The 12,599-nt window shown below is 52.9% G+C and carries 12 protein-coding genes; 7 read left to right on the top strand and 5 right to left on the bottom strand.

Going from position 1 to position 12,599, the window contains the following annotated elements:
• Positions 1-121: 121 nt before the first annotated feature.
• Entirely contained in the window at positions 122-1,225 is a 1,104-nt protein-coding gene (locus tag PMI41_RS09915) for an ABC transporter substrate-binding protein (protein WP_008124307.1), read from the top strand.
• Positions 1,226-1,269: 44 nt separating this feature from the next.
• Here PMI41_RS09915 and PMI41_RS09910 read toward each other — a convergent pair whose 3' ends face one another.
• The gene (locus PMI41_RS09910; protein WP_008124305.1) at positions 1,270-1,743 is read right to left on the bottom strand and encodes a tRNA (cytidine(34)-2'-O)-methyltransferase; all 474 of its coding nucleotides are present in this window, start codon (positions 1,741-1,743) and stop codon (positions 1,270-1,272) included.
• A gap of 354 nt (positions 1,744-2,097) precedes the next feature.
• Here PMI41_RS09910 and PMI41_RS09905 point away from each other — a divergent pair, with 354 nt between their 5' ends.
• The 6 genes from PMI41_RS09905 (at position 2,098) to PMI41_RS09880 (ending at position 9,523) form a co-directional block, all read left to right on the top strand.
• Positions 2,098-3,930 (top strand): ABC transporter ATP-binding protein, encoded by a 1,833-nt coding sequence (locus PMI41_RS09905; RefSeq protein ID WP_008124303.1) that lies wholly within the window; start codon positions 2,098-2,100, stop codon positions 3,928-3,930.
• 132 nt (positions 3,931-4,062) lie between these two features.
• A complete protein-coding gene (locus tag PMI41_RS09900; protein ID WP_008124301.1) occupies positions 4,063-5,913 on the top strand; it encodes an ABC transporter ATP-binding protein in 1,851 nt (616 codons plus the stop codon).
• Positions 5,914-6,098: 185 nt separating this feature from the next.
• Positions 6,099-6,662 carry a ubiquinol-cytochrome c reductase iron-sulfur subunit gene (gene petA, locus PMI41_RS09895; protein ID WP_008124300.1) on the top strand — a complete coding sequence of 188 codons (564 nt, stop codon included), beginning with the start codon at positions 6,099-6,101 and terminating at the stop codon, positions 6,660-6,662.
• 20 nt (positions 6,663-6,682) lie between these two features.
• Positions 6,683-7,981, top strand: a complete 1,299-nt coding sequence (locus PMI41_RS09890) for a cytochrome b N-terminal domain-containing protein (RefSeq protein ID WP_008124298.1) — start codon at positions 6,683-6,685, stop codon at positions 7,979-7,981.
• A gap of 20 nt (positions 7,982-8,001) precedes the next feature.
• A complete protein-coding gene (locus PMI41_RS09885; RefSeq protein WP_008124296.1) occupies positions 8,002-8,871 on the top strand; it encodes a cytochrome c1 in 870 nt (289 codons plus the stop codon).
• A 106-nt stretch (positions 8,872-8,977) separates the two neighbouring features.
• Positions 8,978-9,523: an adenine phosphoribosyltransferase gene (locus PMI41_RS09880; RefSeq protein ID WP_008124294.1), complete on the top strand. Its 546-nt coding sequence runs from the start codon at positions 8,978-8,980 to the stop codon at positions 9,521-9,523.
• 4 nt (positions 9,524-9,527) lie between these two features.
• Here PMI41_RS09880 and PMI41_RS09875 read toward each other — a convergent pair whose 3' ends face one another.
• The 4 genes from PMI41_RS09875 to ychF all read right to left on the bottom strand — a co-directional run bounded on the left by PMI41_RS09875 (position 9,528) and on the right by ychF (position 12,591).
• Complete coding sequence (locus PMI41_RS09875; RefSeq protein WP_008124293.1) at positions 9,528-10,463, bottom strand: alpha/beta hydrolase-fold protein; 936 nt, start codon at positions 10,461-10,463, stop codon at positions 9,528-9,530.
• A gap of 80 nt (positions 10,464-10,543) precedes the next feature.
• Positions 10,544-11,020 (bottom strand): MaoC family dehydratase, encoded by a 477-nt coding sequence (locus PMI41_RS09870; RefSeq protein ID WP_008124290.1) that lies wholly within the window; start codon positions 11,018-11,020, stop codon positions 10,544-10,546.
• Positions 11,017-11,478, bottom strand: coding sequence for a MaoC family dehydratase (locus PMI41_RS09865; RefSeq protein ID WP_008124285.1), 462 nt, complete (start codon positions 11,476-11,478; stop codon positions 11,017-11,019). The genes PMI41_RS09870 and PMI41_RS09865 overlap by 4 nt, the downstream gene beginning before the upstream one ends.
• A 9-nt stretch (positions 11,479-11,487) precedes the next feature.
• Entirely contained in the window at positions 11,488-12,591 is a 1,104-nt protein-coding gene (gene ychF / locus PMI41_RS09860; protein ID WP_008124283.1) for a redox-regulated ATPase YchF, read from the bottom strand.
• Between the last annotated feature and the right edge of the window lie 8 nt (positions 12,592-12,599).

The raw sequence follows: 12,599 nt of genomic DNA, 5'->3' as shown, positions 1-12,599 counted from the left end.
GTTTTTAAGCTATTTCTCTCTTATTGCGATGAATCGTGGCTGACAGCCTATTTTAAAGCCAGTAGAACTTTTTCCCAGCACCGGAGAATCTTCCGGGACGCACAAAAAATTGGAGGATACCATGCGTTTATCGTTGATCTCTGGAGTCGCGGTTGCGGCTGTCATGGCAATGACGTCATTTGCCCGTGCTGACATTGTTGTAGGCATCATCGCGCCTGTCACAGGCCCGGTTGCCGCATATGGCTTGCAGGTCAAGAATGGTGTTGAGAGCGCAGCTGAAGCTATCAACGCCGCTGGCGGCATCAAGGGCGAAAAAATCGTCACCAAGGTCTTTGACGACGCGGGCGAACCGAAACAGGGCGTTTCCGTTGCTAACCAGGTTGTGGGCGAGGGCGTAAAGTTTGTCGTTGGTCCAGTAACCTCCGGTGTCGCAATGCCGGTATCCGATGTATTGGCCGAGAACGGTATCGTGATGGTCACCCCGACTGCCACGACGCCGGAGCTGACAACGCGCGGACTTGAGACAGTTTTCCGTACATGCGGACGCGATGACCAGCAGGCCGATGTTGCCGGCAAGTACATCCTCGATAACTTCAAAGACAAGCGCATTGCCATTGTCTATGACAAGACGCCTTATGGCACAGGTATCGGCAATGGCTTGAAGGCTGTTTTGAACAAGGGTGGCGTGACCGAAGTTGTTTTCGAAGGCATCAATGCCGGTGAAAAGGACTACAGTGCTCTGATCACTCGTATCAAGTCCGAGAAGGCTGATGTCATTTACTTCGGTGGCTACCATGCGGAAGGCGGCCTGATTGCCCGTCAGCTTTCGGATCAGGGCATCAAGGCACAGCTGATCGGCCCGGATGGTCTGTCAAACACCGAGTATTGGGCAATTGGTGGTGAAGCCGCTGCCGGTACGCTCTTCACGAACAGTGCTGACCCGACAAAGAATCCTGCTGCTGCAAAGATTGTTGAAGCGCTGACAGCCAAGAACATTCCGGCGGAAGCTTTCACGCTCAATGCTTATGCCGCCTTGCAGGTTATCGCAGCGGGCATTGAAAAGGCAGGTTCAGCAGAGCCAACGGAAGTAGCTGCCAAGATCAAGTCTGGCGAAGCACTGCCAACAGTTGTTGGTGATCTTGCCTATTCAGCGACAGGCGACCTGACAACGCCGGCGTTCGTTTTCTACAAGTGGGAAGCTGGCAAGCCGGTTCAGCTTGACTGATCTCATACGTTAGAAGAGCCGTCAGCCTCTGGCTGGCGGCTTTTTTATAAAACGTGCAATTGTCGTAGTGCTTCACCTGTCGCAATCGCTGCGGAAAGAGCAAGGTTGAGTGAGCGGGCTCCCGGAACCATCGGGATTATCAATCGTGCGTCAGCAGCCTGATGCACGTTTTCAGGAACACCTGCCGATTCGCGTCCAAGCAAGAGGATATCGCCGGTTTGGAAAGAAAAGCGGGTATAGGGCGTTGCGGCTTTTGTTGAAAAGAGAAGCAGACGGCGTTTTTCGCTGAGTCGCCATTCCTGGAATGTCTCCCAATCCGCATGACGTGTCAGCGCGGCCTGTTCGAGATAATCCATCCCGGCACGCTTCAACGAGCGGTCGGAAATGTCGAATCCGGCAGGCTCGATGACATCGACCCCAATGCCAAAACAAGCCGCCATGCGCAATATGGTGCCGGTATTGCCGGGAATATCCGGCTGATAAAGCGCAATCCGCAGGTTTGAAGTGTTGTGGGTCAAGTTGACGTGCTCCATTGGCAACAGTTGTGTGAAGGAAGCATCGTACAAAATGAATGGCCCCTCGCTTTTGCTGTTCATAATCGCTATACGGGTTGCACCGCAACGGTCGAGCAAATTCTGGAGGTGTCGATGACTGAATTATTCCGACTTCTTCCAAACCGGACAGCTTTTCCAAAGGAAGCTGTGGCCGGTGTCGCGAGCGGTTCTGGGTCGATTAGTCCCTTCTTTTAAAGACGCAATCCGCATTCGTCCCAATGGTTGGCGTTTGCATGTTTCTTCCATCCTGTTTCGCTAACCAGATCCGGCAATTCCCGCTGGATATAATTTCTTGCCGATCCCGAAAGAGGTCTGACGATGTTTCGCTGGTTTGAAGAAAAGCTTGAGCCATTCCCTTCGGCCGAGCCAAGTGAGCCGCCAAAAACGCTGGTAGCATTCTGTTTGCACTACACCCGTGGTGTTTGGCCTTGGCTGGCTGTCATGGCAGTCTGCACGTCGCTGATAGCTGTTCTCGAAGTCTCGATGTATGCGTTTCTGGGCAATATCGTCGACTGGTTGTCCAATCACTCGCGCGAGACCTTTCTGGCCGATGAGGGTTGGAAACTCGCTTTATTGGCGGGTGTCGTTCTCATTGCAATGCCCGGGATAGTGCTTCTCGATTCGCTGATTATCCATCAGACCCTGCTGAGCAATTATCCCATGCGAATTCGCTGGATGGTGCATCGCTATGTGGTTCGCCAGTCAATGGCATTCTTTCAGGATGAGTTTGCCGGACGTATTTCGACAAAGCTGATGCAAACGTCGCTGGCGGTGCGTGAAGCAGTGATGAAGCTGCTTGATGTCCTGAACTATGTGATCGTCTATTTCACCGGCACCTTGATCATCGCGGCCGCCGCCGATCTGCGTCTCATGGTGCCGTTTCTGGTCTGGCTTGCGGCCTATATCGGCCTGATGTGGTATTTCATTCCGCGCCTGCAGGTTGCATCGAAGGCACAGGCAGATTCTCGCTCTTCAATGACGGGGCGTATTGTTGACAGCTATACAAACATTGCGACAGTCAAACTTTTTTCGCACTCAAGGCGTGAGGAAAGTTACGCCCGTGAGGGTATGGAAGAGTTTCTATCGACCGCTTACAGGCAAATGAGGATGGTAACCGGCTTTCACGTCACACTTTATGCGATGAACTGCCTGTTGCTTTTCTCGGTCAGTTCAATCGCAATCTGGCTCTGGCTCGGTTCCGCCATCTCGGTAGGTGCTGTTGCTGTGGGAATTGGTCTGGTGCTTCGTCTTAACGGCATGTCGCAATGGATTATGTGGGAAATGTCCGCATTGTTCGAAAACATCGGCACAGTTGAGGATGGTATTACGTCAATTTCACTGCCAAGACTGGTTATGGATGTGCCTGCTGCGCCTGATCTTGATGTTAGAGCCGGTGCTATCACTTTCGATAAAATCGGTTTCCATTATGGCAAGGGGGCAGGCGTTATTGATCGTTTGTCGCTCGATATCAAACCCGGTGAAAAAATCGGATTGGTCGGGCGCTCAGGCGCAGGAAAGTCCACTCTCGTCAATCTTCTGCTCCGGTTCTACGATCTTGAGAGCGGCAAGATAACGATTGATGGACAGGATATTTCCAAGGTCCGGCAAGATTCACTACGCGAACACATAGGAATGATCACGCAGGATACATCTCTGCTGCACCGTTCCATCCGCGATAATGTACTCTATGGGCGGCCCGACGCCTCCGAAGAACTGATGCGGCAGGCCGTAAAAAATGCGCAGGCAGATGCATTCATCGAATCCGCTTCAGACCCGAAAGGGCGACGCGGCTTCGATGCACATGTGGGTGAGCGCGGCGTCAAACTGTCAGGCGGGCAGCGACAGCGTGTGGCTATCGCCCGAGTGATGCTGAAGGATGCTCCTATCCTGATCATGGACGAAGCAACATCGGCGCTTGATTCCGAGGTCGAAGCGGCAATTCAGGACAATCTTTATCGCCTGATGCAAGGCAAGACCGTTATCGCCATTGCTCACCGGCTTTCGACGATTGCAGCTCTCGACAGGCTTGTCGTGATGGATAAGGGGCAGATCGTGGAAAGCGGCAGCCATGATGAACTCATCGCTGCGGGCGGCATTTACGCCGATCTTTGGGCGCGCCAGTCCGGCGGCTTTCTCGGATTGGATGATTAGCAGACAGCAATATGAACCAAGTTTAATTTGACGGCTGGCGGGACTCACCGGAAAGTGTTCAGCCAGTCGTGATATGGCTGCGCCCGTCATGGTTTAACAAGCCACAAGGATATTCCCAGCGATGTGGTTTGCATGAAACGCCTGTTCTCATTTTTCGAAAGCTGGGTTGATCCCTACGCCAAAGCTCCTTCCGATGGGGTGCCGAACCGCACATTGGCGTTCATGTGGTTCTATGTCCGTCAGCAGAAATATGTTTTCCTCGCCATGCTGGTCTGTGGAGGGCTTATCGCTTTTTTCGAAGCAGGGCTCTTCTGGTTCGTCGGCAAGATCATCGACATCCTGTCGTCAACGGATCGTATTGAGGGCTGGAGCGGTCTGATGGATCGCCACGGTGTAGCGTTGCTCCTGATGTTGCTGGCAGTCTTTGTAGGACGCACTTTGGTCCTCTCACTGGCGGCACTGGTTGAAGAACAGGCGATTGTCCCGGGTTTCAACAATCTGGTCCGGTGGCAGGCCCACAGCATTGTCTATCGCCAGAGCCTGTCATTCTTTCAGAATGATTTTTCCGGCCGTATCGTCACCAAAGTATGGGCGACAGGTCAGGCGCTGGGTGACTTCATGGTCACCTTGCTGCAGGCTGTTTGGTTCAGTCTGGTCTATTGCGCGACAACACTCTTTCTCATTGGTCGACTGGATTGGCGTCTGGCATCTGTCGTTATTATCTGGCTTGGCGTCTTCGGTCTGACCGCGCGTTATTTTCTGCCGCGTGTGCGCCGTGCTGCACGCGAAACAGCCGAGAGCAGTTCCGTTGCCATGGGGCAGCTTGTAGATGGCTATAGCAATATCCAGACATTGAAATTATTCGGTACGGCGAGCCGCGACGATGCCTATATCCGTCAGGGCATGGATCGCTGGCTGCATGCCATCACGACGCTTACACGGGGCTTGAGCGGCATCCGTATCTCCTTGGCGTCTACCAGTGGTGTCATGATTTGCACGGTGGCCTATGTTTCGATTGATCTGTGGCTGGCTGGTGAAATTTCATCCGGTGAAGTGGCTTTCACTCTTGGTCTCGTGCTGCGATTGAGCATGTTGTTGATCCGGATGATGGCAAATCTCAACGGCTTGCTGCGCAATTACGGCACTATTCAAAATTCCATGGAAATGCTGGCGAAGCCAGTTACGGTAGTAGATGCTCCGAGTGCGGCAGAGCTTGCAGTTCCGCGTGGGGCGATAAAATTCGAGAATATCCGGTTTCATTATGACAGTGCCAAAGTCGTCATTGATGATTTGTCGTTATCCATTCAACCTGGCGAAAAGATCGGATTGGTCGGTCGCTCTGGAGCAGGAAAATCCACGCTCGTTAATCTGCTACTACGTTTCTATGATCTTGAAGGTGGTACGATTTCGATCGATGGTCAGAATATCGCAACGGTCATGCAAGACTCCCTGCGCGCCAGTATTGGAATGGTCACACAGGATACCTCGCTTCTTCACAGGTCAGTTCGGGAAAATATCCTTTACGGGCGACCCGATGCTACCGAAGCACAGATGAGTGCAGCGGTAAAAAATGCGCAGGCCGACACATTCATAGATGGTTTGAGTGATCCGAAAGGCAGGAAGGGCCTGAATGCGCATGTGGGTGAGCGGGGCGTCAAACTCTCCGGTGGACAGCGCCAACGTATCGCTATTGCACGGGTTATGCTGAAAGATGCGCCTATTCTGGTTCTGGATGAAGCGACATCCGCCCTCGATTCCGAAGTAGAGGCAGCCATACAGGACAACCTCTATCAATTGATGCATGGCAAGACCGTAATTGCCATCGCCCACAGGCTTTCCACCATCGCAGCGCTTGACCGTCTGGTGGTGATGGATGAGGGGCGCATTGTCGAAACCGGGACGCACGACCAACTTATTGCAGCCAATGGCATTTATGCCAGCCTTTGGGCGCGTCAGTCCGGCGGGTTTATTGCCCACGACTAGGCCTGCGGTTATCCCTGCGACATCCTGCCCTTGTGGCTCTGTCAGGCTGGACAAGGCCCTGCGACACGCTTAGAAACCACCCGATATGTTGGGGATTCCGCGTGGCTCATTCTAGTGGGCCAATCTGCTATTGTTGATAGAGCGGGGGCTTCAGCTGCGTTGTTATTCGGAAAGGACCAGGCCCCGTGAGCGCACACGATACGACCGAGCCGACACGGCGTGACTTCCTCTATATTGCGACAGGTATGGCCGGTGCGGTCGGTGTTGGCGCCTTTGCTTGGCCCTTTATCGATCAGATGCGCCCGGATGCATCCACGCTGGCAGTCTCGTCCATTGAAGTTGATGTTTCGGCCCTTACTCCGGGCATGTCGCTGACAGTAAAGTGGCGCGGCAAGCCGATATTCATTCGCAACCGTACGCCAAAGGAAGTTGAGGAAGCCAAGGCTGTAGAGCTAAGCGAACTCAAGGATCCGATTGCGCGCAACGCCAATCTGCCTAGTGACGCGCAGGCAACTGACGCCGATCGTACAGCGGTCAAGGAAAAGGAAAACTGGCTGGTGATGGTGGGCGTTTGCACGCATCTCGGCTGTATTCCACTTGGTCAGCAGGGCGATTTCGGTGGCTGGTTCTGCCCATGCCATGGTTCGCATTATGACACGGCCGGACGCATCCGTAAGGGACCTGCACCAGAGAACCTGCCAGTTCCGCCACTATCATTCATTTCCGACACCGTTATCAAAATCGGCTAAGGTTTAGGGGGAGACACGACATGAGCGGTGGACATTCATCCTATACGCCCAGCACCGGTATCGAAAAATGGTTTGACGCGCGACTTCCGTTGCCGCGTCTCCTTTATGATAGCTTTGTTGCTTATCCGGTTCCACGCAATCTGAACTACGCTTATGCTTTTGGTGGCATTCTGGCCATCATGCTGGTTTCGCAGATCATCACAGGCGTCGTGCTGGCCATGCACTATGCCGCAGATACAGGCATCGCGTTCAATTCCGTTGAAAAGATCATGCGCGATGTCAACTCCGGCTGGCTGCTGCGCTATCTGCACTCCAATGGCGCATCAATGTTCTTTCTTGCGGTTTTCATCCACATTTTCCGCGGTCTCTATTACGGCTCATACAAGGCCCCGCGCGAGCTTTTGTGGATACTCGGCGTAATCATCCTGCTTTTGATGATGGCTACCGCATTCATGGGCTACGTTCTGCCTTGGGGACAGATGTCTTTCTGGGGTGCAACCGTTATCACGGGCTTCTTTACGGCATTTCCCGTTATCGGTACGCCGATTCAGGAGCTTTTGCTCGGTGGCTTCGCTGTCGATAACCCCACGCTTAATCGCTTCTTCTCGCTTCATTACCTGCTGCCATTCATGATTGCTGGCGTTGTTGTTTTGCATGTGTGGGCGCTTCACGTAACGGGACAGACCAATCCAACTGGTATTGAAGTAAAGTCGAAGACTGACACGGTTGCCTTTACACCCTATGCAACCGTCAAGGACGCATTCGGTCTTTGTATCTTCTTTATCCTCTTTGCCTATTTTGTCTTCTACATGCCGAACTATCTTGGCCATCCTGACAACTACATTCCGGCAGATTCCTTGAAGACACCGGCACACATTGTTCCTGAATGGTACTTCCTGCCGTTCTACGCGATGCTGCGCGCCATCACCTTCAACATCGGGCCAATCGATTCCAAGCTCGGTGGCGTGTTGACCATGTTCGGTTCGATTGCGATCCTGTTCCTGGTCCCGTGGCTTGATACGTCGAAGGTTCGTTCGGCTGTTTACCGTCCTTGGTACAAGTTGTTCTTCTGGCTGTTCGTCATTGATGCGATCATTCTCGGTTGGCTTGGTTCACGCCCGGCTGAAGGCCTCTATACCGTTTTCTCGCAGATCGGAACGGCATACTATTTCGGCTTCTTCATCATCATCATGCCTTTGCTTGGTTTGATTGAAACGCCGCGCCGCTTGCCGAATTCGATTACAGAAGCCGTGCTTGCCAAAACCAAGAGTGGTGGTACGCCTGCCGGTGTAACTGCCGCTCCTGAGACAAAGGGCTGAGAATCGTGAAGGAATCGACAATGAAAAAAATCCTCCTCGGTCTTGCAGTTGCCGGTCTTGGTACCGTGCTGGCTTTCAGTGGCGCTTCCGCTGCTGAAGAAGCCAACCACGCCGCAGAGCCAACACACTTCCCGATCAAGCACCCGGAGCAGATGGACTGGACCTTCGCTGGTCCATTCGGCTACTACGACAAGCAACAGCTTCAGCGCGGATTGAAAATCTACAAGGAAGTATGCTCAGCTTGTCACTCGATGAATCTGGTGCCTTTCCGTTCTCTCGAAGAACTGGGCTACAGTGAAGCTCAGGTAAAGGCTTTTGCTGCCGAGTATGAAGTGCCGGATGCTCCGAATGCTGATGGCGAGATCGTCAACCGTAAAGCTATTCCAGCGGATCATTTCCCATCACCATTCCCGAATGTGCAGGCAGCTGCTGCCGCCAATGGCGGCGCTGCCCCACCGGACTTTTCCTTGATTGCCAAGGCACGCTCGGTAGAGCGCGGCTTCCCGCAATTCCTGTACGATCTCGCTCCGTGGATTCAGTATCAGGAAGGCGGACCGGATTATATCCATGCATTGCTGACCGGGTATGGCCAGACGCCACCAGAAGGAATGCAGATTCCGGAAGGGACGCACTACAATCCGAATTTCATCGCGGCCAAGTCGCTTGCAATGGCGCAGCCACTGCAGGACGGTCAGGTCACATATGATGATGGGTCGCCTGCCACTCTGTCGCAATATTCGCAGGATATCTCTGCATTTCTCATGTGGGCCGCAGAGCCACATCTGGAAGAGCGCAAGAAGACAGGGTTCCGCGTCATGATCTTCCTCATTCTGTTTGCAGGTCTGGTCTATCTGGCCAAGCGCAGGATCTGGTCTGACGTTCCACATTGAGTGGCGAAAACATTGATTTTGAATGGGGCGCATTGCGCCCTTTTCTTTTGGCAAGAGACGCCTAGATTGCCTGATAATGGCTAAAGAAACGAAGGAATTATGAAAAATGGATTCAACCTTGAAGCAAACGCTGGTGGATGCCATTCGCAATATTCCCGATTACCCCAAGCCAGGCGTGATGTTTCGCGATATCACCACACTACTTGGTAACGCTCGGGCTTTCCGCCGTGCAGTTGATGAGCTGGTGCATCCCTATGCTGGTGGCAAAGTCGACAAGGTGGCAGGCATTGAGGCGCGAGGCTTCATAATTGGCGGTGCGATGGCGCATCAACTGTCTGCAGGCTTTGTGCCCATACGAAAGAAGGGCAAGCTGCCGCATGACACTGTGCGTATTGCCTACAGCCTTGAGTATGGTCTCGACGAAATGGAAATGCATCGCGATGCTATTACGCCCGGCGAAAAAGTCTTGCTAGTGGATGATCTGATAGCGACCGGCGGCACGGCTGAAGCAGCCGTCAAACTATTGCAGCAACTGGGCGCGGATATCGTTGCCGCCTGCTTTGTCATAGATTTGCCGGAGCTTGGCGGCCGCAGGAAACTCGAAGCCCTCGGCGTGAAAGTGCGAACACTTATCGATTTTGAGGGACACTGAGCACTCAACGCTTGGCTGGAAGCATCTCGATAATCCCTTTGGTAAAACCTGCCGGGAATACTGTGAGATGATTTTCATTCGGAAGAGTGACTGACTGTACATGCAGGTTTGGATAATTGCGTGATTTAAGCCGCTCTTCGAAAGCCGCCATGTCTTTGACCATATCTTTTGAGCGGTTGTAACGGGCATCTCCCGACTTTAAAGTCTCGTAACCACCCATATACATGAAGACGTTCGCTGATAGGTCTCTGTTGGATTTTGCATATTCTTTTTCAAGATCGAACATGATGTGATCGTCATACCAGTATGACGGGCTACCCAGAATATAACTGTTGAACAAGCTGGGCTCGCTGAGCAGGATTTGTGTTCCAAGCAGTGCTCCGTACGAATGCCCCATGAAAAGTCTCTGGGATGGGTCGGTGCGAAACTTGCCATCGACAAATGGCAGGACAGCATTCCGCAGGTATTTTTGGTATGCAGGACCGCCACCGGAAAGTGCGGCCGCTGCATTTGCTTCATTACGCGGTGCAGGCGTGTAGTCCCGTCGCCGACTGGTCATACCGTCATCGCCTTTGGCGTATGACAGACCGACGAGAATGAAGTCGCCAGTAACAGGCCCATCGAGATTGATACGTTTTGTGATACTGCGGATCAGCGGGAAACCGTAATCGGCATCGGTGATATAAAGGACAGGATAACGCCGTTTGGCTTGCTCATTATATTTTGGCGGGAGGCTTACAAACACTTCATATTCGCGTCCAGAAATTTGATCTGGAACCGGCCATACTTGTGTCCCTTCGAGGACATAGGGTTGCCCCTCAGCAGCTTGGACACTCGAGATGGTATATGTGACCAGCAGAAACGCTGTCGCAAGTACGCTTAAGAAAAGAAACCGGCTTGTTGTATTCAAAGTTCCCCCACTGCACGTCAACGTACACACTCACATCACCTGACAAGCGCCGTAAATCGCACAGCATTTCAGGCGAAATGATGACAGTCGAACTCGTTATAGTTGCAAGGTTAATTGGGCAGCGCAATTAGCGCAGCGCTATCAAATTCCATGACGCGATCGCCATTCTGATTGTACGCGGCAGAAGACATTTGCATCATTGACCAGCCCGGACGAGATTGGAGTGTTCGGATACTATTCACTGTCCGTGTGAAGCGGATTGTATCTCCGGCATAGACAGGTTTCAGCCATTTGAGGTTTTCGAAACCGGGTGAGGGGCCGAACTGCGGGGGGTGTTCTCCGCGCTTCATCGCGTCTTTGATAACGACTTTCATGCTTTCCACATTGAGCCGCATCCAGATCGCGGTGGTATGCCAACCGGAGGCGCAGAGTGCGCCGAAATTGCTTTGCTTTGCAGCTTCGGGATCAACGTGGAAGCGCTGCGGGTCATACTTCTTGGCGAAAGTAATAATTTCATCAGCGCTGAACGTATGGCTGCCAAGTTCAATCTCGACGCCGATGTGCGCTTCAATATCATTGCTCTTCATGCCGCCGGCTCCCGCAAGGAGAACATGCCGGTATTTTGCAGATCACAAACCAGCACGCCGTCCTGATTGAAAATCTCATGGCGTAGAACCACAAATCCAAGCGATGGTTTGGATTTGGATACGCGGCTTTCGATCACAGTTGTTTTGCCCGTCAGCGTATCGCCAGCAAGCACGGGAGCACGCCACCGGGCATAATCGATCCCTGGTGCTCCTTGCGAAGTAGAGTCGAGCAAATAGGCATCACACATCATGCGCATGAACATCGAAACAGTGTGCCAGCCTGAGGCAGCCAGTCCGCCGAGAATACTGGCTTTACCTGCCGCTTCATCCAGATGAAAAGGCTGTGGATCGAACTGGCTGGCAAAATCAATGATTTCGCTGGCCTCGACCTTTTTCGAACCCAGTGACCATTCGCTGCCAACCGCAAGATCCTCGAAAGCGTAGCGGGGTTCGCTCATTACTGCCTCTTATGTGTTGAAGCGGAACAGCATGATATCGCCGTCCTGTACGATATATTCCTTGCCTTCGTCGCGGGCTTTGCCTGCTTCCTTGGCAGCAACTTCGCCGCCAAGCGTGACATAATCATTATAGGCGATGGTCTGCGCGCGAATAAAGCCGCGTTCGAAATCCGTGTGGATAACACCCGCAGCTTGCGGAGCTTTTGAACCACGCTCAACGGTCCACGCACGCGCTTCCTTCGGTCCGACCGTGAAATAGGTAATGAGATGCAAAAGCTTGTATCCGGCCCGGATAAGGCGATCCAGTCCCGGCTCATCAAGATTCATGGCGTCCAGATATTCTTTGGCCTCTTCCTCGGGCAGCTGAGCTACCTCTGCCTCAATGGCAGCCGAGATGATCACAGTTTCCGCGCCCTGTGCGGTGGCCATTTCTTCGACAGCTTCCGTATGCTCATTGCCTGTTGCCGCGTCGTCCTCAGCAACGTTGCAAACATAGAGCACAGGTTTGGAAGTCAGAAGATTCAAGCCTTGCAATATTTCGAGTTCTTCAGCGGAAATGCCATTGAGCATGAAACGCACAGGCTTGCCGTCCTGCAGCAGCGCGAGGGCTTCTTCCATGACAGGCAGGAGGGTCAGCGCTTCCTTATCCTTGCTGCTTGCACGCTTGCGGAATTGCACAATGCGGCGCTCAAGACTTTCAAGATCCGACAGCATCAGTTCCGTTTCCACGGTCTCGGCGTCAGAGGCAGGATCAATACGCCCTTCAACATGGGTAATATCATCGTCTTCGAAACAGCGAAGCACGTGCACAACTGCATCGACTTCGCGGATGTTGGCAAGGAACTGATTGCCGAGACCTTCACCTTTCGATGCGCCGCGTACCAGACCCGCAATATCCACAAAGCTGATACGTGTCGGCACGATATTGGCGGATTTGCCAATCTTGGCAATGGCCTGCAGGCGAGGGTCCGGAACAGCAACCTCACCTGTATTTGGTTCAATTGTGCAGAAGGGATAGTTCGCAGCCTGGGCAGCAGCGGTCTTTGTCAGTGCGTTGAAAAGCGTTGATTTGCCAACATTCGGCAGGCCAACAATGCCGCATTTGAAACCCATAATGTGCG

It is taken from the genome of Phyllobacterium sp. YR531 (assembly GCF_000282595.1).
In the GTDB taxonomy this organism is placed as follows: Bacteria; Pseudomonadota; Alphaproteobacteria; order Rhizobiales; family Rhizobiaceae; genus Phyllobacterium.
Note: the sequence above shows the minus strand (reverse complement) of the source record. Positions and strands in the feature narration are given on the sequence as shown.